The sequence below is a fragment of the Ruegeria sp. K5 genome (assembly GCF_056531805.1).
The window spans coordinates 17,143-43,343 of sequence record NZ_JBQFML010000006.1; the positions used below are offsets into that span (position 1 = coordinate 17,143).

Annotated in this window: 30 protein-coding genes and 1 other RNA gene; 14 read left to right on the forward strand and 17 right to left on the reverse strand. The window is 60.7% G+C overall.

Annotated elements, in window-relative coordinates:
- Nucleotides 1-9 precede the first annotated feature (9 nt).
- From ACR0MO_RS15585 to ACR0MO_RS15630, 10 genes are all read right to left on the reverse strand, one after another.
- The gene (locus tag ACR0MO_RS15585; protein WP_480892182.1) at nucleotides 10-1,593 is read right to left on the reverse strand and encodes an ABC transporter substrate-binding protein; all 1,584 of its coding nucleotides are present in this window, start codon (nucleotides 1,591-1,593) and stop codon (nucleotides 10-12) included.
- A 238-nt stretch (nucleotides 1,594-1,831) separates the two neighbouring features.
- The gene (locus tag ACR0MO_RS15590; protein WP_170454998.1) at nucleotides 1,832-2,935 is read right to left on the reverse strand and encodes a DUF4147 domain-containing protein; all 1,104 of its coding nucleotides are present in this window, start codon (nucleotides 2,933-2,935) and stop codon (nucleotides 1,832-1,834) included.
- On the reverse strand, nucleotides 2,935-3,372 hold the full coding sequence (gene dtd, locus ACR0MO_RS15595) for a D-aminoacyl-tRNA deacylase (protein ID WP_170454996.1): 438 nt from the start codon (nucleotides 3,370-3,372) through the stop codon (nucleotides 2,935-2,937). Before dtd ends, ACR0MO_RS15590 begins: the two co-directional genes overlap by 1 nt.
- A gap of 32 nt (nucleotides 3,373-3,404) precedes the next feature.
- Nucleotides 3,405-4,121 (reverse strand): nitroreductase, encoded by a 717-nt coding sequence (locus tag ACR0MO_RS15600; protein ID WP_170454994.1) that lies wholly within the window; start codon nucleotides 4,119-4,121, stop codon nucleotides 3,405-3,407.
- 30 nt (nucleotides 4,122-4,151) lie between these two features.
- Nucleotides 4,152-5,240: a TFIIB-type zinc finger domain-containing protein gene (locus tag ACR0MO_RS15605; protein ID WP_170454991.1), complete on the reverse strand. Its 1,089-nt coding sequence runs from the start codon at nucleotides 5,238-5,240 to the stop codon at nucleotides 4,152-4,154.
- A 39-nt stretch (nucleotides 5,241-5,279) separates the two neighbouring features.
- Nucleotides 5,280-6,428, reverse strand: coding sequence for an SPFH domain-containing protein (locus tag ACR0MO_RS15610; RefSeq protein WP_170454990.1), 1,149 nt, complete (start codon nucleotides 6,426-6,428; stop codon nucleotides 5,280-5,282).
- Between the two features lie 22 nt (nucleotides 6,429-6,450).
- The gene (locus ACR0MO_RS15615) at nucleotides 6,451-7,407 is read right to left on the reverse strand and encodes a DUF2927 domain-containing protein (protein ID WP_170454988.1); all 957 of its coding nucleotides are present in this window, start codon (nucleotides 7,405-7,407) and stop codon (nucleotides 6,451-6,453) included.
- 12 nt (nucleotides 7,408-7,419) lie between these two features.
- Nucleotides 7,420-8,610, reverse strand: coding sequence for a toxic anion resistance protein (locus ACR0MO_RS15620; RefSeq protein WP_170454986.1), 1,191 nt, complete (start codon nucleotides 8,608-8,610; stop codon nucleotides 7,420-7,422).
- A gap of 30 nt (nucleotides 8,611-8,640) precedes the next feature.
- Nucleotides 8,641-9,555 carry a 5-bromo-4-chloroindolyl phosphate hydrolysis family protein gene (locus ACR0MO_RS15625; protein ID WP_480892185.1) on the reverse strand — a complete coding sequence of 305 codons (915 nt, stop codon included), beginning with the start codon at nucleotides 9,553-9,555 and terminating at the stop codon, nucleotides 8,641-8,643.
- A gap of 174 nt (nucleotides 9,556-9,729) precedes the next feature.
- Nucleotides 9,730-10,545: a pseudouridine synthase gene (locus tag ACR0MO_RS15630; protein ID WP_480892187.1), complete on the reverse strand. Its 816-nt coding sequence runs from the start codon at nucleotides 10,543-10,545 to the stop codon at nucleotides 9,730-9,732.
- A 62-nt stretch (nucleotides 10,546-10,607) separates the two neighbouring features.
- Between ACR0MO_RS15630 and ACR0MO_RS15635 the strand changes: the two genes are divergently transcribed.
- Nucleotides 10,608-11,072, forward strand: coding sequence for a nucleoside deaminase (locus tag ACR0MO_RS15635; RefSeq protein WP_480892190.1), 465 nt, complete (start codon nucleotides 10,608-10,610; stop codon nucleotides 11,070-11,072).
- Between the two features lie 8 nt (nucleotides 11,073-11,080).
- Here ACR0MO_RS15635 and ACR0MO_RS15640 read toward each other — a convergent pair whose 3' ends face one another.
- The gene (locus ACR0MO_RS15640; RefSeq protein WP_480892192.1) at nucleotides 11,081-11,773 is read right to left on the reverse strand and encodes a metal-dependent hydrolase; all 693 of its coding nucleotides are present in this window, start codon (nucleotides 11,771-11,773) and stop codon (nucleotides 11,081-11,083) included.
- Nucleotides 11,774-11,833: 60 nt separating this feature from the next.
- Here ACR0MO_RS15640 and ACR0MO_RS15645 point away from each other — a divergent pair, with 60 nt between their 5' ends.
- Nucleotides 11,834-12,505, forward strand: coding sequence for a ceramidase domain-containing protein (locus ACR0MO_RS15645; RefSeq protein ID WP_480892194.1), 672 nt, complete (start codon nucleotides 11,834-11,836; stop codon nucleotides 12,503-12,505).
- Here ACR0MO_RS15645 and ACR0MO_RS15650 read toward each other — a convergent pair.
- The 3 genes from ACR0MO_RS15650 to ACR0MO_RS15660 form a co-directional block, all read right to left on the reverse strand.
- Nucleotides 12,486-13,175, reverse strand: a complete 690-nt coding sequence (locus ACR0MO_RS15650) for an SGNH/GDSL hydrolase family protein (protein ID WP_170454973.1) — start codon at nucleotides 13,173-13,175, stop codon at nucleotides 12,486-12,488. The genes ACR0MO_RS15645 and ACR0MO_RS15650 overlap by 20 nt on opposite strands.
- 91 nt (nucleotides 13,176-13,266) lie before the next feature.
- On the reverse strand, nucleotides 13,267-13,830 hold the full coding sequence (locus ACR0MO_RS15655) for a DUF4202 domain-containing protein (RefSeq protein WP_170454971.1): 564 nt from the start codon (nucleotides 13,828-13,830) through the stop codon (nucleotides 13,267-13,269).
- Between the two features lie 153 nt (nucleotides 13,831-13,983).
- Nucleotides 13,984-14,142: a hypothetical protein gene (locus ACR0MO_RS15660; RefSeq protein WP_170454969.1), complete on the reverse strand. Its 159-nt coding sequence runs from the start codon at nucleotides 14,140-14,142 to the stop codon at nucleotides 13,984-13,986.
- Nucleotides 14,143-14,373: 231 nt separating this feature from the next.
- On the opposite strand from ACR0MO_RS15660, the gene gatC reads away from it, so the two are divergent.
- The 8 genes from gatC (at nucleotide 14,374) to ACR0MO_RS15700 (ending at nucleotide 19,907) form a co-directional block, all read left to right on the forward strand.
- Complete coding sequence (gene gatC / locus ACR0MO_RS15665; protein WP_170454967.1) at nucleotides 14,374-14,661, forward strand: Asp-tRNA(Asn)/Glu-tRNA(Gln) amidotransferase subunit GatC; 288 nt, start codon at nucleotides 14,374-14,376, stop codon at nucleotides 14,659-14,661.
- A 3-nt stretch (nucleotides 14,662-14,664) separates the two neighbouring features.
- A complete protein-coding gene (gene gatA / locus ACR0MO_RS15670) occupies nucleotides 14,665-16,152 on the forward strand; it encodes an Asp-tRNA(Asn)/Glu-tRNA(Gln) amidotransferase subunit GatA (RefSeq protein WP_170454965.1) in 1,488 nt (495 codons plus the stop codon).
- A 38-nt stretch (nucleotides 16,153-16,190) separates the two neighbouring features.
- On the forward strand, nucleotides 16,191-16,877 hold the full coding sequence (locus ACR0MO_RS15675) for a hypothetical protein (RefSeq protein WP_170454963.1): 687 nt from the start codon (nucleotides 16,191-16,193) through the stop codon (nucleotides 16,875-16,877).
- A complete protein-coding gene (locus ACR0MO_RS15680; RefSeq protein ID WP_480892198.1) occupies nucleotides 16,828-17,547 on the forward strand; it encodes an N-acetylmuramoyl-L-alanine amidase in 720 nt (239 codons plus the stop codon). The genes ACR0MO_RS15675 and ACR0MO_RS15680 overlap by 50 nt, the downstream gene beginning before the upstream one ends.
- A gap of 124 nt (nucleotides 17,548-17,671) precedes the next feature.
- An RNA gene (gene rnpB, locus ACR0MO_RS15685) (RNase P RNA component class A) lies at nucleotides 17,672-18,071 on the forward strand.
- Between the two features lie 118 nt (nucleotides 18,072-18,189).
- Nucleotides 18,190-18,897: a DUF533 domain-containing protein gene (locus ACR0MO_RS15690; RefSeq protein WP_170519915.1), complete on the forward strand. Its 708-nt coding sequence runs from the start codon at nucleotides 18,190-18,192 to the stop codon at nucleotides 18,895-18,897.
- Between the two features lie 128 nt (nucleotides 18,898-19,025).
- Nucleotides 19,026-19,193 carry a 50S ribosomal protein L33 gene (gene rpmG / locus ACR0MO_RS15695; protein ID WP_037309480.1) on the forward strand — a complete coding sequence of 56 codons (168 nt, stop codon included), beginning with the start codon at nucleotides 19,026-19,028 and terminating at the stop codon, nucleotides 19,191-19,193.
- Nucleotides 19,194-19,400: 207 nt separating this feature from the next.
- A complete protein-coding gene (locus ACR0MO_RS15700) occupies nucleotides 19,401-19,907 on the forward strand; it encodes a hypothetical protein (RefSeq protein WP_170454957.1) in 507 nt (168 codons plus the stop codon).
- A gap of 125 nt (nucleotides 19,908-20,032) precedes the next feature.
- Here ACR0MO_RS15700 and ACR0MO_RS15705 read toward each other — a convergent pair whose 3' ends face one another.
- Both ACR0MO_RS15705 and ACR0MO_RS15710 read right to left on the reverse strand, forming a co-directional pair.
- Nucleotides 20,033-20,812 carry a Bax inhibitor-1/YccA family protein gene (locus ACR0MO_RS15705; protein ID WP_170454955.1) on the reverse strand — a complete coding sequence of 260 codons (780 nt, stop codon included), beginning with the start codon at nucleotides 20,810-20,812 and terminating at the stop codon, nucleotides 20,033-20,035.
- A gap of 185 nt (nucleotides 20,813-20,997) precedes the next feature.
- On the reverse strand, nucleotides 20,998-21,207 hold the full coding sequence (locus ACR0MO_RS15710; protein WP_170454952.1) for a YjiS-like domain-containing protein: 210 nt from the start codon (nucleotides 21,205-21,207) through the stop codon (nucleotides 20,998-21,000).
- Between the two features lie 127 nt (nucleotides 21,208-21,334).
- Here ACR0MO_RS15710 and ACR0MO_RS15715 point away from each other — a divergent pair, with 127 nt between their 5' ends.
- Entirely contained in the window at nucleotides 21,335-22,216 is an 882-nt protein-coding gene (locus ACR0MO_RS15715) for a LysR family transcriptional regulator (RefSeq protein ID WP_170454950.1), read from the forward strand.
- A gap of 6 nt (nucleotides 22,217-22,222) precedes the next feature.
- On the opposite strand, the gene ACR0MO_RS15720 is transcribed toward ACR0MO_RS15715, so the two are convergent.
- Nucleotides 22,223-23,179 carry an NADPH:quinone oxidoreductase family protein gene (locus ACR0MO_RS15720; protein ID WP_170454948.1) on the reverse strand — a complete coding sequence of 319 codons (957 nt, stop codon included), beginning with the start codon at nucleotides 23,177-23,179 and terminating at the stop codon, nucleotides 22,223-22,225.
- A 322-nt stretch (nucleotides 23,180-23,501) separates the two neighbouring features.
- Between ACR0MO_RS15720 and ACR0MO_RS15725 the strand changes: the two genes are divergently transcribed.
- The 3 genes from ACR0MO_RS15725 to ACR0MO_RS15735 all read left to right on the forward strand — a co-directional run bounded on the left by ACR0MO_RS15725 (nucleotide 23,502) and on the right by ACR0MO_RS15735 (nucleotide 26,154).
- Nucleotides 23,502-23,873: a helix-turn-helix domain-containing protein gene (locus ACR0MO_RS15725; protein ID WP_480892201.1), complete on the forward strand. Its 372-nt coding sequence runs from the start codon at nucleotides 23,502-23,504 to the stop codon at nucleotides 23,871-23,873.
- A 39-nt stretch (nucleotides 23,874-23,912) separates the two neighbouring features.
- Nucleotides 23,913-24,704 (forward strand): histidinol-phosphatase, encoded by a 792-nt coding sequence (hisN, locus tag ACR0MO_RS15730; RefSeq protein ID WP_170624392.1) that lies wholly within the window; start codon nucleotides 23,913-23,915, stop codon nucleotides 24,702-24,704.
- A gap of 115 nt (nucleotides 24,705-24,819) precedes the next feature.
- Nucleotides 24,820-26,154 (forward strand): 8-oxoguanine deaminase, encoded by a 1,335-nt coding sequence (locus ACR0MO_RS15735; RefSeq protein ID WP_170624390.1) that lies wholly within the window; start codon nucleotides 24,820-24,822, stop codon nucleotides 26,152-26,154.
- The last annotated feature ends 47 nt before the right edge of the window (nucleotides 26,155-26,201 follow it).

The following is a 26,201-nucleotide window of genomic DNA, read 5'->3' on the forward strand; positions in this document are numbered from 1 at the left end:
GGGTCCGTTTTATGCGAACCACAATTTGCGCGAAACCTGACCGTTCATCAGCTCGCCGTTCGGGTCGGTTTCCCATCCATCCAGCACATTGCTGGAAGCATCGACAAAGTTGTTGAACATCGGGCAGATCAATCCGCCTTCGTCGCGCACCATCATGCCCATCTGGCTGTAGAGACCCTTGCGCTTGTCCGCGTCCAGTTCGGCCCGGGCAGCAAACAGCAGATCGTCGAACGCCTGTACCTTGAAGCGTGTGTCGTTCCAGTCTGCGGTTGACAGATAGGCGGTGGCATACATCTGGTCCTGAACCGGACGACCACCCCAGTACGAGGCGCAGAAGGGCTGCACGTTCCAGACCTCGGACCAGTAGCCGTCATTGGGTTCACGCTTGATTTCAAGCGGGATACCGGCCTGCGCGGCGGTTTGCTGGAACAGCGATGCGGCGTCCACGGCACCCGGGAAGGCCCCGTCCGAGACACGCAGTACAATGGGAGAGCCGTCATGGCCGGATTTCTTGTAGTGCTCTGCCGCTTGTTCGATGCTGAATTCGCGCTGGGCGATGGTTTCGTCGAACAAGGGATAGGCCGCGTTGACCGGCATGTCGTTCCCGACCGAGCCATAGCCACGCAGAACCTTGTCGACCAGTTCTTCCCGGTTGATCGCGTATTTCAGCGCGGTGCGCAGCTCGTTGCTGTCAAACGGGGCTGTGTCGCAGTGCATGATGAACACATAATGCCCGCGGCCCGGTGTCGACTGGACCGTGATGTTGGGCGCGCGGCCCAGCAGGTCGGCGACCTTCGGCTCGATCCGGTTTGCAAGCTGAACCTGTCCACCCTGAAGCGCGGCAGTCCGTGCGGTCGCATCATTAATCACCACGTTTTCGACGCTGTCAAAATGGGCGTCGTCGTTCCAGTAGTTGGCAAACTTGGTGAACAGGTGGCGCACGCCGGGCTCGTCGACTTCGACCTGATAAGGGCCTGTGCTGATACCGGCCCCCGGATTGTCCATACCGCCATCGGGCTGGATCACCAGGTGATAGTCGGACAGCAGATAGGGCAGATCGGCGTTTGCTTCGGTCAGGGTGACCTGGAAGTTGTCGCCATCGGCCTTCATCGATTCGATACCCTTCATGATGCCCAGGGCACCGGATTTCGAATCTTCGTTCGAGTGACGTTCCATGGTTTTCAGAACGTCTTCGCTGGTCATGGTCTTGCCGTTGTGGAACTCGACCCCCTGACGCAGCTTGAATGTCCAGACCTTGGCATCTGCGCTGCCCTCGACGCTTTCGGCCAGACGCGGCTCGATCGTGCCGTCCGGTGCAACCTCGACCAGCGTATCCCCAAAGTGGCGTCCGTTCATATAGGGAACCGAGCTGGCATAGGTCGCAGGGTCCAGCGAGTTGGTGGACTCACCGCCATACAGGCCCAGTTTCAGATCGCCGCCCTTTTTCGGGCCTGCCGCCCGTGCGGCATCGGCAAACATCGTGCTGGCCATTGCCGCCGACACACCCAAGGCCGCAGCTTTCCCCATGAATTCGCGGCGCGTGAGTTTGCCCGCAGTGACCTGGCTGGCCATGTGCGTGAGTTGTTCGTTCATTTGGTGTATCTCCCTGTTGAGTGATGTGTGCCCTTGAGGGGCTTATTATTGACGCATGAGTCAACGTTGGCGTATTTCCGGCGACCGGGCAAGTTTTATTGTTCCGCGTGCATTGATGTCAGACGCAATCATATTTCCTGACCGCGGGCTGGCAGAGTTTCGTGTCGGCGGTGCTATCCGTAGTTCATGAAACAAAAGTGACGGGCTGAGCCCGAAAGGTGGGGTCCAAAGCGTCAGATCAGCCTCGGATTGCGACAATCAGGTCCATCACATTGGTACCTGTCGGCCCGGTCACCAGCAAAGCGTCCGCCTGTTCAAGGAATGTGCCGCTGTCTGCGGCATTCAGCGCCTGCTCGGCCCCCTCTGCCCAGGTTGCGCCTGTGATGACACCCCCGGCAGCGTTGGTCGGGCCATCGGTTCCGTCCGTTCCGCCTACGACGACGACCAGATCTTCGAGGCCCGAGATCTCTTTGGCCAGCGCAAGCGCAAGGGCCTGATTGCGCCCGCCACGGCCCGGAGAGTCCGGCAAAACAACCGTCGGCTCGCCACCAAAGACCATTGCGCCGGGTCCCATATCCCGCAGGCGCTGCCCGACATAGGTCGCAACCGCCAGATAGTCATCGTGAAGCGCTTCTTCATTGGCATGAACTTGCAGACCGGCCGTTTGCGCGCCCTTGGTTGCGGCGTCGCGGGCATGCGCGTTTGAGGCGATGATCCGGGTGCTGGCATCAAAGTCATATGTCCGGGGCAGGGCACCGATACCGGATCCGATGACGTTCAGATCGTCCCCGGGCACGTCCGAGATCGCCAATACCGTGGCCTTGCCGCCCTTGAAATGCGACAACAGCCCACCGCCTTTGACCCGCGACAGCTTGCGCCGTTCTGCATTCATCGCGGTGATGTCCAGCCCTTCGGCCAGCAACTGTCGGTTCAGGGCTGCAAGGTCCTGCAAGGATTTACCGGGCACAAGATCCTCGGCCAGCGAGGAGGCGCCGCCTGACACCAAAAGCAACAGATGCGATCCCGCTGCCATCTGCTCCACGGCTGCACGCAGGGCGCGGCCCCCGTTCAGGCTGCGTTGATCGGGCACGGGATGAGAGGCCTCGATCACCTGAACCCCATTCGGCAGATCGCGCCCGTGATCGTCCTTGGTCACCACAAGGGTCGGAACATCCCCGAACTGATCCAAGGCTGCCCGCGCCATGGCGGCGGCAGGTTTGCCCACAGCCAGAATGCGGTCGGGTCGGGGAACACCGGGCAGGGCCGCTTTTGTCGCCGTATACCCATCAACCGCCGCCACGCCAGCCCGCCAGAACTCGATTGCTTGTTCGGTACGCGTCATCAGTTTTCCATCCAGATCGTCACCGGTCCGTCATTGACCAGTTCAACAGCCATATCCGCCCCGAATTGCCCCGTTTCCACCGGGATACCATGCGCGGCGAGGTCTTTGGCAAAGGCTTCATACAAGCGTTCCCCGACATCCGGCGGGGCCGCCGTGGAAAAGCCGGGGCGGTTGCCGCTTGAGGTATCAGCCGCCAGCGTGAATTGGCTGACCACCAGGGCCGATCCGCCACTATCAACCACCGAGCGGTTCATCTTGCCCGCTTCATCCTTGAAGATACGCAGCCGGGCTATCTTTGCGGCCAGTTTCGCGGCCTGACCTTCGTCATCTCCCTGCATGGCGCAGACAAGGATCATCAGGCCGGGGCCGGCCTGCCCGATAACAGACCCATCCACCGAGACCCTGGCATGTGAGATACGTTGTATGACTGCGCGCAAAGCTCCCCCCTTCGGTATTTTTACCTGCCGGTTTAGCCGCGCCAGTCGATAATGTCACCCAATGCGGCCCGGTCGGTGCGAAAACTGTTCGCCGGGTGATCGGCATCGGCATAGCCGAACGAGATTGCGCACAGGATCAACCGATCATCAGGAATATCGAAATACTTGTGCAGGAAGGGGCCGTAGGCTGCGACAGCGGCTTGCGGGATGCTTGCAACCCCAAGCGCCTGCGCGGCCAGCGTGAACGCGGTGACGAACCCGCCGCTGTCCATTGCGCCATAAGGCCCAAGTTCGGCCGGGCTGGACAGGATCGCGCAATGGGGGGCACCGAACAGGGCATAGTTTTCCATCATCTGGCGCGCCGATCCCGCCCGGTCGCCATGTTCGACGCCAACGGCTGCGTACAACGCCCAGCCGCAGGCGCGCCGTCGATCCTGATAGACGCCGGAATAAGAACTGGGGAAAGCAAGGTCCGGAGCAGGCGTTCCGGTTTCGACTTCATCGCGCAGGGCGCGGCGGAACCGATCCGTTTCCTCTCCGCTTGTGATCACCAACTGCCAGGGCTGCGCATTGCACCAGCTGGGCACTTGTGAGGCACTGGCAACGATCTGCTCGATATCCTTTTGCGGCACCGGGTCCGGGCGAAATGCCCGGCACGAATATCGATCCGTCAACAATGTGTTCAACGCGGATAATGTCACGGCGATAATCTCCTTCCCGGCAATCGCGCCGAAGATGACCGCCGCCATCAGGATGTGCAAGGGGCTGGTTTTGCGCCGCTACTGCTGACCGGTTGTCATGAGGTAGCCAGCACCTGCTGCCACCAGCAGGCCCAGAACCACGGCAATCGTGATCTTGATCGCCGACCAGGGACGTTCGCCCTGAACGCGCCCGGTGCGCCCGTTGACGACAAAGCGATAGGTCTCGCCCCGGTATTTATAGGCCGCCATCCAGACGGGCAGCAGAATGTGCTTGAACGTGACATCGCCCACGTCGGTTTCGACCGAATGAATGCGCTGACGGTCGCCGCCGATATCAAACCGCACATCCCGTTCGATTACACGTGCCATGTGCTGACGTGCTTCGGCGTACCCGTCTTGCAGGTCCACCGTGTAGGCCTCGGCCCGGAACCCGGCCAGATATTGCGGCTGATAAGGTTCCAGCGCAGGCAGATCCCACGGCTCCAGCGCGTCCGTATACGCCTTGGGCAGGGACCGTGAGGCCAGCACCAGCACATCGTCAAAAAACCGCGCGACACGACCGGATTTGGGGGTCCAGCGCACCTTTGGAACCTGCTGCTGCACGCGCTTCCCGTCACGCATCACGGTTCGGGTTTCGTAGTAGACCACCCCACGCTCGCCGCGGTAGCTGGATTTGGTGTCCGCGTCGAAGGTCCAGTAGGGAACATAAATCCCCTGCATCTTACGGCCCTTGCGCGCATAGTCCTGCAACCCGTTGGGGGCGAACCACAACCGGCCCAGCCAATCGTTCATGGCGGTGTGGGCGGTCCGTTCGTCCAGCGCAAACGGCAGAACACCCTTGGGCTTGATATGTCGGTTCACGCCGGTATCCGTCACCACGGGGGTGGCGCAGAACGGGCATTCGGCGGCGTGGGTGTTCGGGTCGAACTCGACCTGAGCGGCGCAGTTGGGGCAGGAGAGAACCCGCGTTTCTTCGATCTCGCTATCGGGCAGACGATCGGCAATGGCGGCGTCAAAATCCAGCTCGCGCAGCTTCGCACCGCCCCAAGGGCCCGCGCCGATGGGTTGGGCATGCCCGCAATGGTCACAGGTCAGCGTGCCATCACCGGGATTGAACCGATAATCCGCGCCGCATTGTTCGCAGGGAAAGCGATGTTCTTCGTTCATGTCAGAGCCTTGCACATTTGACTCGTCCGCCCGTTCTGGTCACGCACCCGGCGGTGGGGGCGGCAGAATGGTAAACAGCTGCGCCAGTTCCTGCACCTCACCCGCTTTCTTCCAGCCGTCCTGACCGGCGGTCCAGACGTGTGTCTCACGGGTCAACTGCCCTTCGCTGGCCATGCGTCCCATTTTGGCCTTTGAAAACGGACCGCTGGTCTGCCCGTCCACGGCGATGTGCCAGACATGTTCAACGGGAGGTGGGGGCGGCGGCGCCGCATGTGCTGCCGGTTGCGGGGCAGCGGGGGCGGGCGATCCCCACGGGCCGCGCGGCTGACCCGCTGCCATGTTCGCCATCTGCTGCGCCATGGCCATTCCCATTCCCATGCCCAGACCGGCACCCATGCCGCCACCCTGACCGGGGTTGTTCGCCGCCGCTGTCATCGCCTCGGCTGCCGAATACTGGGTGAACTTGCCCAGATCCCCCGCCAGCCCCATCGAGGTGCGCTTGTCCAAAGCGGCTTCAACCGCTGGCGGCAGCGAGATGTTCTCGATGTAGAACTCAGGCATGTCCAGCCCATAGCTGTCCAGTACCGGAGACACCTCAGCTGCGATCAGCTTGCCCAGATCGGCGGTGTTGGCGGCCATGTCCAGAACCGGGATGCCGGATCCCGCGATCACGCGGCTGAATTCCTGCACGATGATGTTGCGGATCTGAAAGCTGATCTCGTCCATGGTGAATTCACCATCGGTGCCGACGATCTCGACCAGAAACTTGGCCGGGTCCTTCACCCGCACTGTATAGGTGCCATAGGCGCGGATGCGCGTTGGGCCGAATTCCGGGTCGCGCAGCATGATCGGGTTCTTCGTGCCCCATTTCAGGTCGTTGAACCGGGTGGTGTTGACGAAATACACCTCGGATTTGAATGGCGACTGAAAACCGTGATCCCAATGCTGAAGGGTCGTCAGGATCGGCATGTTGTTGGTCTCAAGAATATAAAGACCGGGCGTGAACACATCCGCCAACTGCCCTTCATGCACAAACACCGCCGACTGACCCTCGCGCACGGTCAGCTTGGCGCCGTATTTGATCTCGTGCCCTTCGCGTTCGAACCGCCAGACCATCGTGTCACGGGTGTCGTCCACCCAATGGATGACATCAATGAACTCGCCTGTCAGAAAATCGAAAATTCCCATCTGGGTTCTCCTGTCCTTGGGGTCAGAGCGGCTGACCCATCAATTCGCGTGCAATGATCCTGACAACAGGGCGGGCCTGATCGACCGATACACCGGGCTGAAGCCGCGGATCGTAGAGCATTTGCAGCAGTTTCTCATCATGACTGGTCAGCAGGGCAAACTCGTCATCATCGTTGAAGATCGAAGGCCGCGCGGCGGGGCTGTCATTGGACAGGCCAAGGCCTTGCGCAATTTCTTCGTGGATACAGCTTAGCCGCACCAGATCTGGCAGTTCCGCGCGGATCAGAGTGACCGCGCGCACGTATTTGTTGGGCGAGGATGTGGTGGCCGAGGCAAAGACAAAACAGTCGAAATTCGCGCGCGGATTGGCGACCAGTTCCAGCGAGGCCTGACTGATATTCGGGATCAACTGCCTGAGGCGGGACACCACATAGGCGCTATCATCCTTGCCGGCGAAGAACACGTGAAAGTTGGCCTTCCGGCTGACAGTCGAAACCGGGTGCCCGGTCAGGCGCGCCAGACGGGCGGCATATGACTGCACATCCGCCGCATCCTTTTCCCGCGTGGCGGGCAGGACCGAAGGGCCAAACTCGGTCTGGATGCGCACAGGCCCATCCCAGCGGCTTAGCTGGCCATCGGTCTGGCGCGATCCCAGTGAGACGCTGTGGTTTGGGTATTCGCTGTAAAACGCAATCGTCTCGAAATTCCGGGTCAGATCGTCGGCGTCATACGGCGCGTCAGGCCCGCCGCCATCTGTCCGCAACAGGCCGCGCGTCAGCAGATCGCGTTCGACGCGCTGATAGAACCGGGCCAGGTCCTGACTGGCGGCTGAGGGCGGTACATAAGCGTTGGCCGCAGGCGGTGGGGCTGCGGGGCGTGGCGGAGGCACGACGGCGGATGTCAGGGCTTCCTCACAGCCGACCAGCGCCAGCAGCGCGATACCCCCAAGGGCCAGTTTGACAGAGTTCAAAGGCCGCACGCCCAGTCCACCTTATCCCGGAACAGCCGTTCCTGCATTGTCGCCGGTCCCGTCGCGCCGCGCCTTGGCGGCGGCAAGCGTGTCGCGGAGTTCGGTTTCCATCTTCTGCAACTCCTGCTCGGCGGCGGCGCGCTTGGCCTTGCCTTCGTCGGCAATGGCGAGGCTTTCGTTGATCGTGCCGATCAGGTCGGCGTTGGCCTGTTTGACGGCCTCGATGTCGAAGACGCCGCGTTCCATTTCCTCACGGATCATCTTGTTGGAGTCGCGCAGATTGGCTGCGTTCGAGGTCAGCAATTCGTTGGTCAGATCATTGGCGTCGCGCACGGCGGCTGCCGCCTCGGCGCTGCGCTGAATGGTGACGGCCTGCGCCAGTTGGGTTTCCCACAGCGGCACCGTGTTGACGAGGGTCGAGTTGATCTTGGTCACCAGCGACTTGTCATTCTCCTGCACCAAACGGATCGAGGGCAGCGACTGCATCGTCACCTGACGGGTCAGTTTCAGATCATGCACCCGGCGTTCCAGATCGTCGCGCGCCGCGCGCATGTCGCGCAATTCCTGCGCTTTCATAACCTGTTGATCTTCGGGCGCGGCCTGAACTTCGGCCTCTTTTTCCGGAATATCGTGGCTGTCCAGCTCGGTCAGCTTTTCCTCACCCGCCGCGATGTAAAGCGCCAGTTCATCATAGAACCCCAGCGTTTTTTCATAGAGTAGGTCGAGCGATTTGATGTCTTTCAACAGCGTATGCTCATGGCTCAGCAGATCGTCGGTGATGCGGTCGATCTGGCCCTGAACCTCTTCGTATTGGGCGGTGAACTTGGCAAAAGGCGCGGCCTTGCCCAGCAGTTTTTCCCACCAGCTACGCTCGCGCCGTACGTCCAGTTCACTGACCGAGAAGCCCCGGATCGTGGTCACAATATTGCGCAGGCTATCGCCCGCGGGGCCTACATCCTTGTTACGCACATCGGCCAGCATGGCCTGGCTGATCTCTTGCAATTCGGCCTGCGCGGACGAGCCAAACGAGACAATCGAATTGGTGTTGCCCATATCGATCTCATCCATGCGCTTGCGAATCTCGGCGCTGACCGGTTCGTCGGCTTCCTCAAGCGAGACAACCTCGGCCATCGGTTCGGGCAGCGCCACGGCGGTGACTTCCTGCACCAGAGTTTCGGCCTCGACCGCCTTGTTCTTGATCTCATCGGACATGGGGATGTTCCTCGCTCAATTTTTAGCCGGTCAGTCCAACCGGACGCCTTCGCGTTGCAGCCTGTCGCGCAACACGTCAATTTCGACCGTCAGATCACTGCGGTCATCCAATAGCATCTTGCGCGTGCGCGCGGCGAAATTCTGTTCCAGATCGTCCAGCAAGGCGGAATAATCGGCCAGCGCCTGCCCGTCGCGGGTACGGGCATAAACGTCTGCGAACTTGACCGTCGCATCGCGCGCGCCCTGCAGGTATACGGTCAGATATTTGCGCGCCCCGGCCAGATCGCGGGGGTCTTCTTCGACCGTGCGGAACAGATCGCGGGCGGTATCCTGAAACCGTTCAACCCGCGCCTCGACCCGGCGATCACCGGCGCGTTTGATCGCATCCGTCATTTCGGACAGGTGTTTTTCGGCATCATCGACCACACGGGCCACGCGATCCTGCTGGAATGTATCGACGCCTTCCATGCCTTTGTCCTTCATCGGGTCCAGCCCGAACGACACGGAATGCAAAACGGTTGCGGCAACTCCGAACAAGACGGGGGCCAGCAGGCTGACCTGTCCGGCGGTTTCGGCATCCAGATACTCGGTCCGGTACGCGGCCAATGCGGTGCCAAGTCCGGTCAGGACACTGGCAAAGATCTTGCGTGGAAATGCCGGTCGGCGGGCGGTTTTGCGTGAATGATACGCGGCCTCGGCCCGCAACCCTTCGCGCAGCAGAAATGCGGCGGCGGTCAGCAGGCCCGCCGCAACCAGGCCGATGGTCATGCCAATCGCGCCGTCGTTCAGAGACAGGAAAACCAATGGGATCGCAGGCAGGAACAGGATATTCGCCCGCGCGCCCGCAGGTTCGACCCGTGCGCCATCAAACTGGCCGCGCGGCAGCGGCGCGTCGGAAGAAGACTCACCCTGAGGGCTGTATTTGCCGCCAAACCGCTTGGCCATGCTCATAGTCCCCCCAGCAAGCCGGTGCACACGCCCAGCATCAGGACCAGCAGGACGACATAGGCCAGGTTTTGCACTCCGCTTCCGGACATTGCGCCCCCCAAATAGCAGCATTCCCAGAAAATTTAAGGGATGCGCAGGCTTGGCGCTAGGGGGAAGGTTGCCAAACCCGCGTCACTTGCGGGGTTTCTTGCCGATCGGTGGTCGTTTTCTTTGCGGCCGCGTGGCGCGTTTGGCCGTGCCTTCGGGTTTTGCGTCACCATCCAGGCCCAACTGATCGCGCATCACGCGGCGGCGCACCTCTTCCACCTGACCGGGTTTCAAATCGCCCAGCTGGAACGGGCCGTAAGAGACACGCAGCAACCGGTTCACGGTAAAGCCGATATCTTCCATCGCCCGCCTGATCTCGCGATTCTTGCCTTCGCGCAGTCCGATGGTCAGCCAGGCATTCGCACCTTGCTGGCGATCCAGCGAGACGGTCATCGGCTGGAACCGCTCACAATCAATCACAAGCCCTGTGCGCAGGGGGGCGAAATCTTCTTCCTTGGGCCGTCCGTTGACCCGCACGCGGTATTTGCGCAACCAGCCGGTCGAGGGCAGTTCCAGCTTGCGCTTGATGCCGCCGTCATTGGTCAGCAGCAGCAAGCCTTCGGAATTCAGGTCCAGCCGTCCAACGGACATCACGCGCGGCATATCCTCGGGCAATTCGTCGAAAATCGTCGCGCGGCCCTTTTCGTCCTTGGTCGTGGTCACCAGCCCGGTCGGCTTGTGATAGAGCCACAGGCGCGAGGGTTCGGGTTCCGAGACCGGTTTGCCGTCCACAGCGATCCTGTCTTTGGCGGTCACGTTCAGCGCGGGGCTGTCGATCACCTTGCCGTTCACGCTGACACGGCCTGCTTCGATCATGCGTTCAGCCTCGCGCCGCGAGGCGACGCCTGCACGGGCCAGCACTTTGGCGATCCGGTCGCCGGGAGGAGGGGTATTGCTCATGCCCCCGGCCTTAACCCATCCCGCCCGCTTGCGAAAGGCAGGTTTCTGATGCAGTCAGGGGCATGGTGTTCAAATCGCATATGGACAAGGCGCTGGCCGAGGCCCGCGCGGCGGCTAATCGGGGTGAGGTTCCCGTGGGGGCCGTTATCGTCTCGCCCGACGGCCGGGTCGTTGCGGCGGCGGGCAACCGAACGCGCGAATTGAACGATCCGACCGCTCATGCCGAGATCTTGGCCTTGCGCGCCGCCTGCGCCGAGGCCGGGTCCGAACGTCTGCCGGATCACGATCTTTATGTGACGTTGGAGCCTTGCGCGATGTGCGCCGCCGCGTTGGCCGCTGCGCGTATCCGTCGGGTGTATTATGGCGCATCCGACCCGAAATCAGGCGGTGTTGCCCATGGTGCGCGGGTGTTTTCTCACCCTCAGGCGCATCATGCGCCCGAGGTTTATGATGGTATCGCTGCTGACGAGGCGGCGGCACTTTTGAAGGATTTCTTCGAGGCACGCCGAAAGGATGTGCCGGGCTAAAGCCCGGCCTACAGTTTGATCGGCTGCATCACTTCGGGTTCGATCACGTCCACTCCGGGCAATCCGTCGATCAGCGTCTGCGCCGATTGTTCGAGGATGGGGAAGGTCTTGTAATGGCAGGGAATCACCGTCTTGAAGTTGAAATAGCGCTTGGCCGCATAGGCGGTCGCTTTCATGTCCATGGTGAAATGCCCGCCCGCAGACAGGATGCCGATATCGGGTTTGTAGTAATCCCCCATCCACTCCATATCCGCCATGATGTCGGTGTCGCCCGAGACATACAGCATCCGCCCTTCGGCTGCGATCATGAAACCCACCTCGCTGCCCCCGGTCCGTAGCCCATCCGGGGTCGAGAAGGTGGAACTGTGCGAGGCAGGCACCATCGTCACCTTGACCCCGTTCAGATTGACCGTGCCGCCTTTGTTGAAACCGATGGTCTCGATCCCCTCGGCCTCGGCCCAATAGCCCATCAGGTCGTACTGCCCGACGACCGGCACGTTCAGGTGTTTTGCCAAAGGCAGAACATCCACCACATGATCGAAATGGGTGTAGGTCAGCAGGATATGCGTCGCGCCGTCCACGGCTGTATCGTGCTGGTCTTCCGGCAGAACCGGGTTGCCCGTCAGCCATGGATCGACCAACAGCACCTGCCCCTCGGTTTCGATGCGAAAACTGCCGTGGCCCAACCAAATGATGTTCATGCCGAAATTCCTCCTGCGATGCCTATTGGCTCCAGCCTAGCATTCGCTATGTAAAATTCCATGGACTGGATGCAGCAAATCGACGGCTATTGTGAGCGATTGTCCGCCGCCTATTGGGCCGAGCCCATCAATGCGGTCACCAACGCGGCCTTTCTGATCTCGGCCTTCATCATGTGGCGGCGGGTGCGGGGGCAGGATATGCCGCTTGCGATGGCGTTGGTCATGGTGTTGGCGGCGATTGGCGTTGGCAGCTATCTGTTTCACACCCATGCACAGGTCTGGGCCGCGATTGCCGACGTGACGCCGATCCTGCTGTTTATCCTGATCTATATTTTCGCGGTGAACAAAAATGTCTGGGGCATCTCCACGGGCTATGCGCTGAGCGCGACGATCTTGTTCATCCCCTATGCCGCGGTGACGACGCCCGTGTTTCAGCTTGTGCCGGGATTGGGTGGCTCTGCCGCCTATGCCCCGGTGCCTTTGCTGATCTTGATTTACGCATTCCTGTTGCGGCATCGAGAGCCAGCGTTCGCAATGAACATGGCGATTGGCGCAGCTCTTTTGATCTTGTCGATTACCTTCCGCGCACTGGACGCGCCGATCTGCCAGCAGTTTCCTACCGGCACGCATTTCCTGTGGCACATCCTGAACGCCACTATGCTGGGTTGGATGATCGAGGCCTACCGCCGGGTGATCATCCGGACGCGCGCCGCTACAACCCCTGATCCTTGATCACGCTGGCGATCCGTTCGCCGATGATCCGGCTGGATTTGCGCGACGGATGGATCAGATCAAATGAGAAATACGATGCATCGCCAGGCCGCGCCACATCCTGGCTTGAGACAAAGGTGATCCCCTCATCCAATTGCGCGAGCCTTGCGATCCGCGCCTCGAATTCATCGCCTTCGGCCTTGCAGTGTTCGATGGGTGTGAACAGGTCGGGGCTGCGCAGGTAGCCCACATAGATAACCCGCGTACCGGTTTCGCGAATCTGGCGCACAAAGCGGGGTATCTGGCCGCTTTGCCCATCTTCCGAGATCATGTTGTCCAGCACCGCATCGCAGCGCGAACAGCCACAGCCCAGCATCAGATCATTGCCGCCGCCATTGACCACCGCCCAGGACCAGTCGCCTTTGACGAACTGGGCCTGCACCCCACTTTGGGGCGCGCCCTTGTCGTCAAACTGCGTTTGCAACCACGCCGCAGATACCGTGCGATCCACCACCGGAGCGCCGATGTTTTCTTCGATCACATCGGGAATCGACGACCCGGAGGGCGAATTCCAGGCCATCAGCGAATCGCCAACCGCAATAACCTTTGCATCCGGCTTGCTTGACGGCAGTTCCTGACAGCCCAGCAACAGGCACAGCAACCCGGCGGCGAGATACAGTTTTTTGAACACGGCTGAGACTCCGGAGATTCTACGGGTCTCAGAGTGAGCGTTAAATGGTTAATGCCCGATTAACCGCATCAAAAACACGAACAGGTTTGCGTCAGGCCCGGAAAGCGGCGGCCAAATGCTCGGGCAGGTCGAACTCTGCCAACACCCGCGCGCGCCCGCCTGCGGACATCTTGCGGGCCGTTTTCTCGACAATGCTTTGGATTTTCTCAGCCGAATGCTTGCCGGCGAAAGGTTGGAAATACCACTTGAGGAACACAAAGCAGATCACGTCCTCCAGCGCCTGAACCTCGGAGACACGTTTAATACCCTGCTTGCGCAGCATCCGTCCGGCGGCTTCGGCCTCTTCTTCGCTATACCCACCCTCGGTCATCAGGGACATCACCACATCTGCATGATGTTCGCCCTGCGCTTTGCGCCAGGCCAGATACCCGGCTCGTCCTTCGGGGTATTCCGTGCGCGCCAGCTTCCAACGTTCGACATGTTGACCGCGCGCCGCGATTTGCAGCGCGTCCGAGGCATCGGGGAACAGCCGCTCCAACTCGGCGCTCATGCGCGTGCCATACAGCAGCGCTTCGGGTTGGCCATCGTCGAGATTGGGATCTTTTGCATTGGCCGCATCAATTGCGTCCAGAACCGCTTGCTTGCGCGCGCTCATGTCTTGCTCCGTTGGCTTTGCGGATGCGCGTTTTGCGTTGATCATCCGATTGATTTTCAAAGCCACCGTAGCGTGATGCCGCAGAAGGTGCAGCACCCAAATGCACAGGGCCGGGTCAGACGGGGGGCCTCTGACCCGGCCGAGGCGGGCTGGTTACTTGCCCGGCTTGACCTGATCCTGCGTGACCGGTTCCGAGACAGGGGAGGGGAAGCTCAGGTTGCGGGTCAGGTTGGTGGAGTCGATGCCCAAAGCCATGGCCGGCGCGGCCAGAAGAGTGGCGGACAAAGTGACGGCTGCGATGAGGCTTTTCATTTTCAGTCTCCGGTTTGTGTTGTCTTGTGAGATGTAAAATGAACAGTACAGTTCAGTTTTTCAAGTCATAAAATGAACTAAACGGTTTACTTTTTTGCATAGCGGGTATGCAAGATTGAATGGCAAGCGATTTGCGGGGGTGTGAATCACATGCTGTGCAGGGGCCTGCCGGTCTTGCGACTGCTGCAACAGACGGGTAAATGCCCCCCTGAGCGTATATGAGGTTTTCCGATGTCGATTGACCAAAGCACCGCCGCCAAGGTGGCCAAACTGGCCCGGATCAAGGTCGAGGATGACGCCCTGCCGGCGCTGGCATCCGAGTTCAACACTATCCTGGGGTTCATCGAGCAGTTGAACGAGGTTGATGTCGAGGGCGTCGAGCCGATGGTTTCGGTCGAGCCGATGCGCCTGAAACGTCGTCAGGATGTGGTCACGGACGGAAGTCAGCAGGACAAGGTTCTGGCCAACGCCCCCGACGCGCGCGAAGGGTTCTTCGCAGTCCCCAAAGTGGTGGAGTAAGACATGAGCGATCTGAACAAACTGGGCCTGGCCGAGGCCCGCGACGCGCTGCGTAAGGGTGACGTGACCTCGGTTGAACTGACCGAATCCTGCCTCAAGGCCATTGACGAGGCCGACGCGCTGAACGCTTTTGTCCACAAGACACCCGAAATCGCGCTGGAGCGTGCCAAGGCGGCTGATGAGCGGATCAAGGGCGGCGACGCGCCGTCGATGTGCGGTCTGCCGATCGGCATCAAGGATCTGTTCTGCACCAAGGGCGTGCCCTCGCAGGCGGCCTCGAAAATTCTGGAAGGTTTCAAGCCGGAATACGAATCCACCGTATCGCAGAAACTGGCAGATGCGGGTTCCGTGATGCTGGGCAAGCTGAACATGGACGAGTTCGCGATGGGGTCGTCCAACGAAACCTCGGTTTACGGCAACGCGGTCAGCCCGTGGCGGCGCGGCAATGACGACGCGCAACTGACACCGGGCGGTTCCTCGGGCGGTTCGGCCTCGGCTGTGTCCGCTGACCTGTGTCTGGCCGCAACCGGCACCGATACCGGTGGTTCGATCCGTCAGCCCGCCGCCTTTACCGGCATCACCGGCATCAAGCCAACCTATGGCCGCTGCTCGCGCTGGGGCATCGTGGCCTTTGCCTCTTCGCTGGATCAGGCCGGACCGATGACCAAGAATGTTCGCGATGCGGCCATCATGCTTGAGGCGATGTGCGGTCACGACCCAAAGGATTCCACCAGCACCGAACTGGCCGTCCCGAATTTCGAGGCGATGCTGACCGGCGACATCAAGGGCAAAAAGATCGGCATCCCCAAGGAATACCGCATGGACGGGATGCCCGCCGAGATCGAAAAGCTGTGGGCCGACGGTGCGGCGATGCTGAAAGACGCAGGGGCCGAAATCGTCGACATCTCGCTGCCGCACACCAAATACGCGCTGCCTGCGTATTATGTGATTGCGCCTGCCGAGGCATCCTCAAACCTCGCGCGTTATGACGGTGTCCGCTATGGCCGCCGCGCGACGCTGGCACAGGGCGACGGCATCACCGAGATGTACGAAAAGACCCGCGCCGAAGGGTTCGGCCACGAGGTGCAGCGCCGCGTGATGGTCGGCACCTACGTTCTGTCCGCAGGTTTCTACGACGCCTACTACAACCGCGCCCGCCGCGTCCGCACCCTGATCAAGAAAGACTTCGAGGATGTCTTCGCCGCAGGCGTCGACGCGATCCTGACCCCGGCCACGCCCTCGGCATCCTTTGGTCTGGGCGAGATGACCGAGGCTGATCCTGTTCAAATGTACTTGAACGACGTCTTTACAGTGACTGTGAACCTTGCCGGTTTGCCGGGTATCTCGGTGCCCGCGGGGCTCGATAAACAAGGGCTGCCGCTGGGTCTGCAACTGATCGGACGCCCGTGGGACGAAGGCGATCTGCTCAACACCGCCTACGCGCTGGAAAACGCCGCCGGGTTTGTGGCAAAACCAGCGAAATGGTGGTAAGCCTCGGGCTGCCAGTTCACCTGTATCGGAGCGGTTATATGCGTCTTTTGCCAGTGATCCCTTTTGTTGCCCTGGTGGCGGCCTGTAACACGGTTGCACCGGTTCAGGGCACAGGGTTCAACACGCCGGAATACCAGGCCCAGCGTGAGGCGCAACTGGCCGGACAGGGCATTGCAGGCAACCCGTTGCTGGCCCCGGTCGACGTATCGCAGCAGCCATTGGGCGCGCCCGGCACCGCCGTGGCGACGGGCGAAAACGCAGATATCGCGAACCAGGCTGCGGCGGCGCTGGCCAGCACTTCGGGGCAGGCAACGGTACCTGCGCCCGGCAACCCCGCAATTTCCGATGAACAGGACTTTGCCGCGGTGTCCGAGCGTCGCAGCATCGAATCCGACGCCGCCCGGATCGAGCAGAACCGCCAGACCTACGAACTGGTCGCCCCGACCGCCGTGCCCGAGCGTGGTGCGGACGGTCAACCCAACATCGTGCAATATGCGCTCAGCACGTCGAACCCTGTTGGCACACAGCTCTATAGTCGTGCGGGGTTTAACCTGCAGGCCAAGGCCCAACGCAACTGCGCGCGCTTCCCATCGGCGGATCAGGCTCAGATCGAGTTCCTGTCCAATGGCGGCCCGCAGCGCGACCGCAAGGGGCTGGACCCCGATGGCGATGGCTATGCCTGCGGCTGGGATCCCAGCCCGTTCCGCAGTGCCGTCAGCAACTGATCACCCGTCCGCCGTCTGGCATCCTTCACCCAATTTCGGTCCGCGCCGGGATGGGCTGACACCGGGCATTATCGTCCTGCACTATACCGCTATGGACAGCGCAAGGGCTGCGCTGGACCGGCTCTGCGATCCACAGGCCGAGGTCTCGGCGCATTACCTTATCGGCAATGACGGCACGCTATGGCAGATGGTGCGCGAACAGGATCGCGCCTGGCACGCCGGGGCGGGTGAATGGCGCGGTCAGGACGACATCAACTCGCGCTCCATCGGGGTCGAGCTGGACAATACGGGCGCGCACCCGTTTTCCGACCCTCAGATGACTACCTTGGAGGGGGTGATAAAGGGCATCATGGCACGTTGGCCCGTTCGGCCTGAGAATGTCATCGGCCATTCCGACATGGCTCCGGGTCGGAAGATCGACCCCGGCCCCCGATTCGATTGGCAGCGCCTCGAAAAGCAATGTCTGGCCGGTAAGCGTGGTAAGGGTCCAAACTTACCAGGCCCACCCCCACAGGCATTCCGCACCCTGGCCCAATACGCAGGTTTTACGGCAGATGTCGATGACGACACCCTTCTCGCCGCTGTCCGCCTGCGATACCGACCTTGGGCCAAAGGTCCGCTGGAACCCGCTGATCTGACTCCGCTCATCAGGTCTGGCCCACAGACTTGATCCGCCCTTCATCTGGCTAAAAATATCCCGGGGATGAATTGTCCGTAGGCCAAGAAGGGGCTGGCCCCTTCAGCACCCTATCCACTCTTGACGCCGTCAATCACTGCGCATACCCAACCCACGCGCGGAGGGCCGGATGGCCGCTGGGGTCGCAAGACCCGAGAGGAAAGTCCGGACTCCACAAGACAACGGTGCCGGGTAACGCCCGGGCGGGGCAACCCGACGGAAAGCGCCACAGAAATCAGACCGCCTGCGACTTCGGTCGAAGGTAAGGGTGAAACGGTGGGGTAAGAGCCCACCGCGCCCCTGGCAACAGGGGCGGCACGGCAAGCCCCACCGGGAGCAATGCCAAATAGGGTCCCCGCGCGGGCCGGTCGGCGTCAGCCGATACCGCCGCTAAGCGCGTCTTGGCCGAGAGGGACCGGGTTGGCAGCTTGAGCCGCGCAGCAATGCACGGCCTAGAGGAATGGTCATCGAAGGGGGCAACCCCGGAACAAGATCCGGCTTACAGGCCCTCCGCGCGTATCCAAAATCCGGCTAACCTATAAGTGGCGATCCGCCCAGAACCTCGCAAATGGTGTTCTCAACCCTGTTCCGCTGCTACGCTTGTAAACAGGGATTAGTGAACCCGGGAGGATTGTTATGAGTTTCATGAAGGCATTGGCATCGGTCGCCGTGGGTTTTGCGGCGGCCAAGGGAATGGAAAAATACAAGGAAATGGGCGGCATGGCCGGGTTGCAGAAAATGATGCAAGGGTCCGGCGGTGGCTTTGGCATGGACCAGCTTGGCAAAATGGCCGAGCAGTTCGGGATGCCGGGCGGTGCGTCGGGTTTGCAGGACATGATCGGCAAGATGGGGCTGGGCGGTGGGGCCGCCGGTGCTGCTGGTCTGGGTGGCCTTCTGAACGCCATGCAGGGTGCTGCTAAGACCGGCAGCCAGCAAACGGCCGACATGATGGAGACGGTGTTCAGCGGCACGCCCGCCGGGGCCGCGATGGAAGAGCAAGCCAAACTGATGCTACGCGCCATGATCCAGGCCGCGAAATCCGACGGAGAGCTGGACGAGCAAGAGAAACAGACCATCATCGGAGAGTTGGGCGACGACATTAGCGACGAAGAACGCGCCTTTGTTCTGGAACAGCTCGAATCCCCGGTCGATGTCATGGGGCTGGCGGCGGCTTCGGGTGGGCCGCTCAAAACGCAGATCTATGCCACATCCCTGGCGGCGATTCGGCTGGATAACGAGCGTGAGGCGGCGTATCTGCTGCAACTGGCCACTGCGCTGGGCTTGTCCGACGCGGAACGGGACCAGATTCACGCCTATATGGGCGCCCCGACCTTGTCCGCCTGAGGATGGGCGCGAATCCTGAACGACACGAGGCCGATTGGCCTTGACATGGGCGGTGCAGCGCGTAAAAGCGCACGCTCATAGGAATTCAACCGAAAGGCCCCTGCCTTTTCGGACGCAGGAGATCAACCATGGCGAAGCCGACGACAATCAAGATCCGTCTGAACTCGACCGCGGGCACGGGCCACTTCTACGTGACCAAGAAGAACGCACGCACCATGACCGAGAAAATGACCATTCGTAAATACGACCCGGTCGTTCGGAAGCATGTCGAGTACAAGGAAGGCAAGATCAAGTAATCTGCCATTCTGAACTGACTTTCGGGAAAGGCTCTGCTGCGGCAGGGCCTTTTTTCGTGCTGGTATTGATGTCATTCAACGACTGCTAAATCGCACAGTCCGTTGCAGCCGCGCATCAGGGCAAGGGGCAATCGTTTGGGCGGCGGCTTGCTTTTTGCAACCCGCTGCACTTACGGTTGAGCAAACCGCCACAAAATGTTGACCGCCATGAAAAAAATCTTGTTATCCACAATTGCCGTTCTGACCCTTACGGCTTGTGAAGACCCGTTCAACCGCCAAGGTGTTGGGTTTACTGGAATTGATGGCGAACCCCGCACCATTTCCGACGTGCCGGGCGCGGTGGCCTTTGTCCCGCCCGCAACGAATATCCCGGCTGAACTGGCCGAATTGCCAACCGTTACAGTTCTCTCGGATCAGGTCGATCCGAACAAGGTGGCCAGTGTTGCCATCGACAATGGTGGCCGGAACCCGGACACCGCCGTACAACTGTCGGGCAGCGATACCAACCTGTTCCTGAGCACGGTCAACGTGAATGGCACGCTTTTCGGAGTGCTGCGCACATCCAACAACAGCACCCGCGTTGACAATTCGATCGGTGCAACCTTCGGCAGCGAGACTGAGCGCTTTACCGGATGCCTTCCTGCGGGGGACGTGTTCCGCAAAGGCTCGTCCGAGCGGAGCAGCGGGTTTGCGGTGCCATTGAACTGCAGCTGACAACTTAGACGATTTGGAATTACAGCCCCCGCTTCCGCAGCGGGGGTTTTTGTTTGTTGGACAGAGGGCAAAAGAAAAGGGCCGGTCACTGACCGGCCCATCGTATTTGTCTTGCCTTGCAGTCGTTATTCCTGTTGCCCCATGAACATCAGCAGGAACTGGAACATGTTCAGGAACGAGATATACAGGCTCAGCGCGCCGTCAAAGGCAGCTTTGTCCAGCCATTCCTGATCGCCATGTGCGGCGTGTGCCACATAGGTGTTCTTGATGTCCTGCGTGTAGAACGCGGTCAGACCGGCAAAGATCAGGATGCCGATGGCCGAGATGGCCAGCATCATCACGCCCGACTGCAGGAACAGGTTGATGATCATGGCAACCAGCAGACCGATCACGCCCATCATCAGGAAGGTGCCCATGCCGCTGAGGTTACGCTTGGTGGTGTAACCGTACAGGCTGAGGCCGGCGAAGGCGATTGCGGTCACCAGGAAGGTCTGCGTGATCGAATAGGGCGTAAAGACCATGAAGATCGAGCTCATCGAAACGCCCATAACGGCGGCGAAGATGAAAAAGCCCAGTTGCACAGCCGCAGCCGATCCGCGCCGCATCAAAGCGCCCCAGCCAAACAGCAGGAAGCCCAGCGGTGCAAACATGACAACCCATTTCAGCGGTGTCAGGAACAGGGTGCCACCGAGGCTGGTCAGATAGCGATCAGCGCCGATCTGAGCGACCGCATTGGTCGGATCGCTGGTTACGGCAAGACCGGCAATTGCCCAAGCGGCCAGCGCCGTGATCAGCATGCCGACGGACATTGTGCCGTAGACTTTGTTCATATGGGCGCGCAGGCCCTGATCAATCTCGGCGGCGCGCGCGCCGGATACCGTCCGGATCGTGTCGAATTGTGCCATCAAAGGGTCTCCCTTATCGTCCTGTTAGAACGCCCCGACGGGGCGGGGCGGTTTTCCCCTCAAATATCGGCAACTAATGGCTGTGTTTCAAGACTTTCCGGCGGAAAACCGACGAAAACACCCAACAAAACGAGCGACAGGCGACACTGCGTCACCAATCGCTCGGGAAAACATGACCATCCGGGTCATCTTTTCCAGATTTGCGGCGCATCCCAGAAAAACCGATCCGCTTCTGCCGAGGCTTCGGCGCGGGTAATGCCAATGTCTTTCAGCGCGGCATCGTCCAGTTGCGCCAGTTTGCGACGCTGACGCTTCACCGAAAGCGCCTGAAGCACCAAGGAAACGAACGAGCGTTTGGCGGGTTTGCAGCTGTGATGGATTGCAATTTGGGTCATAGCAATTGTCCTTTCTGCGATTTTCGATGGATTTGTCGCCATCGATCAACTTCCTTGATTGATATGGCAAAGCATGTCATATTTTGAAAACGAATATTTATGATGTAACCCATAAGGAATCGTGAAGATGCGAAATCTGGACATTACAACCCTGCGCTCTTTCGTGGCCGTGGCAGATCAGGGTGGTGTAACCCGCGCAGCCGGATTCCTTCACCTGACCCAATCCGCAGTTTCAATGCAGTTGAAACGGTTGGAGGAGCTTCTGGGCCTTGAACTGCTGGACCGCAGCGGTCGAACCATTGCGCTGACAGCCTCGGGCGAGCAATTGCTGGCCTATGCCCGACGGATGATTGCGTTGAATGATGAGGTGATTTCGAAACTCACTGATCAGGCGTTTGAGGGCGAAGTGGTGCTGGGCGTGCCCCATGACATCGTCTACCCGGCGATTCCCCGTGTCCTGCAACGGTTCAATGCCGACTTCCCACGCGTGCGAGTGCAATTGGTCTCGTCCTACTCACTCCAGTTGAAGGATATGTTCAAACGCGGTGAGTGCGATGTGATCCTGACCACCGAACCGTCTTCGGCGGACGGGGCTGAGACGATTGCCGAACTGCCGCTACGCTGGATCGGCGCGCCGGGCGGGTCTGCCTGGCGTAAAAATCCGCTACCCTTGGCGCTGGGGCGGCGGTGTCTGTTCCGCCCGCAGGTGATCGCAGCGCTGGACGCGGCGGGTATCCCGTGGGAATTGTCTGTCGAAACCGAAAACGACCGGACCATCGAGGCCACCGTCAGCGCCGATCTGGCCGTTCACGCGATGCTGGACGGGACCGAGGCCGCGCATCTGGAACAGATCGACTCGGGCGGTGCGCTTCCGGACCTGCCCGCGCATATGATCAACCTCTACGGCGGCGATTCGGGGCGTGACCCGGTTGTCGAGGCATTGGCCCAACTGGTCCGGCAGAACTTCCGCATGTTGGGCGGCAGCCAGTTGCGGGCGGTCGTCGGGTAGGCGCGCTCAGATCGTGATAACGATCTTGCCGGTGGATTTACGTTCTTTCAGCAATTGCATCCCCTCGGCCACATCCGCCAGAGGCAGGGTGTGGCTGATATGCGGTTTGATCTTGCCCTCGCTGTGCCAGCGAAACAGCGTTTTGAAACTGTCCTGAACGATCTTGGGGCGAAAGCTGAGATAGCCGCCGATGTAAAAGCCGATCACGGTCAGGTTCTTGACCAACAGATGATTGGCCGGGATTTGCGGAGCCTCGCCACCGGCAAATCCAATGGGCAGCAAGCGACCTTCAGGGTTGGTGGCGCGAAAGGCCGCCTTGAATACGTCGCCGCCAATGGCGTCGTAAACAACGTCCGCACCGCCCAGTGCTTTGACGGTTTCACGCAGATCCTCGGACGCATCGATCAGGTGATCCGCACCCGCATCTTTTGCAACGGCCAGCTTTTCGGCCCCCCGCGCCTGAGCGATCACGGTCGCGCCCATCAGCTTGCCAACCTCGACAGCCGTCAGACCAACCCCGCCCGCGGCACCGGTGACCAGCAAGGTCTCGCCCGGTTGCAGCCGGGCCCGGTGATCCAGCGCAAGATGGCTGGTGCCATAGGCGATCTGGATCGCAGCGGCATCCTCGAAACTGGTCGTGTCGGGCAGGGGGATCACACGATCTGCGTCAAATACCCCGAACTCGGCCAAACCACCCTGACCCGAGTAAACCGCGACCCGGTCGCCCTGTTTGAGATGCGTGATGTCCGGGCCAGCCGACTCGATCACCCCGGCAATTTCCAGACCCAGCGTGAACGGAGTCTTGGGGGTGTCCTGATAGGTGCCTTTCTGCATCAGTAGGTCTGCAAAATTCAGCCCGCAGGCCTTGATGGCAACGCGCACCTGACCCGCAGACGGGGCCGGAACCTCGACCTCACATAATTGCGCGACTGCGCCGTCGGATTGAACACGATATGCCAGCATAGATTGACCGCCCCTTGATTTGCGGAAATAGGCGCGCGTCGCGCGTCGCTTGTCAATATGCACGCCACGTCGGGAATAATCGGCCCGTCGAATACAACCAATGGTGTAGGGTCCAAAGGGACACAACCACAAACCACCATGTCGGGTGCATGACTCAACCAGCTTGAAAAAAATTCCAAAAGCAGCAATATAGGCACCTAGTGCTGTAATCGGGGGGTGGCACGATCCAGGTTAGGGAGTGGTTAAGGCCCGCTCGCTAAGGTTGCGATCACGGACGTCGCGCAATCCCGTACAGATGTTTGTGTAGTAAAGGAGAATACCAATGACTCATCACGTCGATGTCCATGTGGGCAAGCGCGTTCGGCATCGCCGCTGGCTGATTGGGATGACCCAGCAGCAATTGGCGCAGCAGGTTGGTATCAAGTTTCAACAAATCCAGAAATACGAAACCGGAGCCAACCGAATCAGCGCATCCCGCCTGTGGGACATCGCCGAGGCATTGGACGTTCCGGTCAGCTTTTTCTTTGAAGGTATCGAAGAAGCAGAAAAAAGCCCGTCGGACAAGAAATCGGTGCCTGCTGACCTGATGGGGGACAAGGAAGCCTTGGATCTGGTGCGCTCTTACTACGCAATCCCGGAAAACCAGCGCCGCCGTCTGTTTGAACTGGCACGGGTTCTCAGCGACGTCGCCTGATCGCTTGACTCTGCCGGGCGTTGGCCGCACCAGTGGCCCATGCACCAGACGCCTTTGACCGACATGGATGTAGCCGAAGCAATGGCCGACGCGGCGCGCGCGGCTATTCTTCCGCATTTTCGCCAACACGATCTTGAAACCTCGAACAAGCTGGAAGACGGGTTCGACCCGGTCACCGTTGCGGACCGCGCTGCGGAACAGGCAATGCGCGAGGTTCTCAGCCGTCACCGCCCGGATGATGGGATTCTGGGGGAAGAATACGGCCAGACCGAAGGCAGCAGCGGACGCGTCTGGGTTCTGGACCCGATTGACGGCACACGTGGGTTCGTCAGCGGCACACCGACCTGGGGCGTTCTGATCGCGCTGGGCACAGCGGATGGGCCATTCCTGGGTGTGGTCGATCAGCCCTATATCGGCGAACGGTTCATGGGATCCTCGGACATAGCGCAACTGAAGGGCCCGTTGGGCACATCTGATCTGGCGACACGCAAAACAAAAACGCTGAACGAGGCAATCCTGTTCACAACTTTCCCCGAGGTCGGCACGGCGCAGGATCGCGCGGGGTTCGAAGCTGTATCCAAACAGGTCAAGCTGACGCGCTATGGGATGGACTGCTACGCCTACGCTCTGTTGGCGGCAGGGCAGGCGGATCTGGTGATCGAAGCCGGATTGAATTCCTATGACATACAGGCGCCGATTGCTGTGATCGAAGCCGCTGGCGGCATTGTCACCGATTGGCAGGGCGGGCCGGCCCATAATGGCGGCCGCGCTTTGGCCGCCGCCAACGCCGAGATCCACGCCGCAGCCTTGCAGATCCTGCGCAACCACTGAAATTGGTTGCCGCTTGCCGGGCCTGCAATTACAGTAAGCAACAGCCGGTTCTTACGCCCGTTTTCCACCGGCCGCACACTCCTTGCATGAGACGGGCAGATGCAGGAGTGCTGATATGACCGAAATTCTCATCAAAAACGCCGATACCATCCTGACTATGGATGACGACCGCCGCGAATTGACCAGTGCCGACATTCTGATCCGCGACGGCCAGATCGCGCAGCTTGGCCATGGGCTGACAACAACAGGCGAAGTGCACAATGCCAAGGGCTGCGTGGTGACGCCGGGTCTGGTGAACACGCATCATCACCTCTATCAAACCCTGACCCGCGCGGTTCCGGGCGGACAGGACGCATTGCTGTTTGGCTGGCTGCAAACGCTCTACCCGATCTGGGCCCGCTTCGGGCCGGATGAGATGTTTACCTCGGCCCAGATCGGGCTGGCAGAGCTGGTGCTGTCCGGCTGCACGCTCAGTTCCGATCACCTGTACCTGTACCCAAATGGCGCGCGGCTTGAGGACACGATTGCCGCAGCCTCGGAACTCGGCCTGCGCTTTCACCCCACCCGCGGTGCGATGAGCATCGGTGAAAGCGATGGCGGCCTGCCGCCGGACAGTCTGGTCGAAGCCGAAAATGATATCCTGAACGATATGATCCGCGTGGTCGATGCCTTTCACGACCCCAGCGAAGGCTCGATGTGCCGCGTCGGCCTCGCACCCTGTTCGCCCTTCTCGGTCAGCCGCGATCTGATGCGCGATGCGGCCCTTCTGGCGCGCGACAAGGGCGTCATGCTGCACACCCATCTTGCCGAGAATGACGAGGATATCGCCTATTCCCAGGCGCAATTCGGCTGTCGCCCCGGACAATATGCCGAGGATCTGGGCTGGACCGGTCCCGATGTCTGGCACGCCCATTGCGTCAAGCTGGACGGGGCTGAAATCAACCTGTTCTCGGAAACCGGAACAGGCGTCGCCCATTGCCCGTGCTCCAATTGCCGTCTCGGCTCGGGCATCGCGCCGGTTCGAACCATGCGCGATCACGGGGTGAAGGTTGGTCTGGGCGCGGACGGGTCGGCCAGCAATGACAACGGCAACCTGATGCTCGAGGCGCGGCAGGCGATGTTACTGCAACGTGTCGCCAACGGTGCCGACGCCATGTCCGCCCGCGAAGCGCTTGAGATCGCGACCCGAGGCGGCGCGGATGTGCTGGGACGGCCCGATTGCGGGCGGCTGATGCCGGGCAAACGGGCCGACATCGCCGTGTGGGATACGCGCTGCATCGAAAGCGCGGGCAGTTGGGATCCGGCGGCCCTGCTGCTGGCCGGACCGATGCAGGTCAGACACCTGTTTGTCGAAGGACGTCAGATCGTGAGGGGCGGTCAGATCACAACAATCGACCTGCCACGCGCCATCGAAACCCAAAACCGTCTGGCGCGCGCGCTTGCACAATAGCGGGATCCGCCCTTCATCTGGCTAAAAATATCTCCGCCGGAGGCATG

Bases quoted from the DNA above. Each gene is read 5' to 3' on its own strand.
- ACR0MO_RS15585 (WP_480892182.1), bottom strand. From the start codon at position 1,593: ATGAACGAACAACTCACGCACATGGCCAGCCAGGTCACTGCGGGCAAA.
- ACR0MO_RS15590 (WP_170454998.1), bottom strand. From the start codon at position 2,935: ATGACGCGTACCGAACAAGCAATCGAGTTCTGGCGGGCTGGCGTGGCG.
- ACR0MO_RS15600 (WP_170454994.1), bottom strand. From the start codon at position 4,121: ATGGCGGCGGTCATCTTCGGCGCGATTGCCGGGAAGGAGATTATCGCC.
- ACR0MO_RS15605 (WP_170454991.1), bottom strand. From the start codon at position 5,240: ATGAACGAAGAACATCGCTTTCCCTGCGAACAATGCGGCGCGGATTAT.
- ACR0MO_RS15610 (WP_170454990.1), bottom strand. From the start codon at position 6,428: ATGGGAATTTTCGATTTTCTGACAGGCGAGTTCATTGATGTCATCCAT.
- ACR0MO_RS15620 (WP_170454986.1), bottom strand. From the start codon at position 8,610: ATGTCCGATGAGATCAAGAACAAGGCGGTCGAGGCCGAAACTCTGGTG.
- ACR0MO_RS15625 (WP_480892185.1), bottom strand. From the start codon at position 9,555: ATGGCCAAGCGGTTTGGCGGCAAATACAGCCCTCAGGGTGAGTCTTCT.
- ACR0MO_RS15630 (WP_480892187.1), bottom strand. From the start codon at position 10,545: ATGAGCAATACCCCTCCTCCCGGCGACCGGATCGCCAAAGTGCTGGCC.
- ACR0MO_RS15635 (WP_480892190.1), top strand. From the start codon at position 10,608: ATGGTGTTCAAATCGCATATGGACAAGGCGCTGGCCGAGGCCCGCGCG.
- ACR0MO_RS15640 (WP_480892192.1), bottom strand. From the start codon at position 11,773: ATGAACATCATTTGGTTGGGCCACGGCAGTTTTCGCATCGAAACCGAG.
- ACR0MO_RS15645 (WP_480892194.1), top strand. From the start codon at position 11,834: ATGGACTGGATGCAGCAAATCGACGGCTATTGTGAGCGATTGTCCGCC.
- ACR0MO_RS15655 (WP_170454971.1), bottom strand. From the start codon at position 13,830: ATGAGCGCGCGCAAGCAAGCGGTTCTGGACGCAATTGATGCGGCCAAT.
- ACR0MO_RS15660 (WP_170454969.1), bottom strand. From the start codon at position 14,142: ATGAAAAGCCTCATCGCAGCCGTCACTTTGTCCGCCACTCTTCTGGCC.
- gatC (WP_170454967.1), top strand. From the start codon at position 14,374: ATGTCGATTGACCAAAGCACCGCCGCCAAGGTGGCCAAACTGGCCCGG.
- gatA (WP_170454965.1), top strand. From the start codon at position 14,665: ATGAGCGATCTGAACAAACTGGGCCTGGCCGAGGCCCGCGACGCGCTG.
- ACR0MO_RS15675 (WP_170454963.1), top strand. From the start codon at position 16,191: ATGCGTCTTTTGCCAGTGATCCCTTTTGTTGCCCTGGTGGCGGCCTGT.
- ACR0MO_RS15680 (WP_480892198.1), top strand. From the start codon at position 16,828: ATGCCTGCGGCTGGGATCCCAGCCCGTTCCGCAGTGCCGTCAGCAACT.
- ACR0MO_RS15690 (WP_170519915.1), top strand. From the start codon at position 18,190: ATGAGTTTCATGAAGGCATTGGCATCGGTCGCCGTGGGTTTTGCGGCG.
- rpmG (WP_037309480.1), top strand. From the start codon at position 19,026: ATGGCGAAGCCGACGACAATCAAGATCCGTCTGAACTCGACCGCGGGC.
- ACR0MO_RS15700 (WP_170454957.1), top strand. From the start codon at position 19,401: ATGAAAAAAATCTTGTTATCCACAATTGCCGTTCTGACCCTTACGGCT.
- ACR0MO_RS15705 (WP_170454955.1), bottom strand. From the start codon at position 20,812: ATGGCACAATTCGACACGATCCGGACGGTATCCGGCGCGCGCGCCGCC.
- ACR0MO_RS15710 (WP_170454952.1), bottom strand. From the start codon at position 21,207: ATGACCCAAATTGCAATCCATCACAGCTGCAAACCCGCCAAACGCTCG.
- ACR0MO_RS15715 (WP_170454950.1), top strand. From the start codon at position 21,335: ATGCGAAATCTGGACATTACAACCCTGCGCTCTTTCGTGGCCGTGGCA.
- ACR0MO_RS15720 (WP_170454948.1), bottom strand. From the start codon at position 23,179: ATGCTGGCATATCGTGTTCAATCCGACGGCGCAGTCGCGCAATTATGT.
- ACR0MO_RS15725 (WP_480892201.1), top strand. From the start codon at position 23,502: ATGACTCATCACGTCGATGTCCATGTGGGCAAGCGCGTTCGGCATCGC.
- hisN (WP_170624392.1), top strand. From the start codon at position 23,913: ATGCACCAGACGCCTTTGACCGACATGGATGTAGCCGAAGCAATGGCC.
- ACR0MO_RS15735 (WP_170624390.1), top strand. From the start codon at position 24,820: ATGACCGAAATTCTCATCAAAAACGCCGATACCATCCTGACTATGGAT.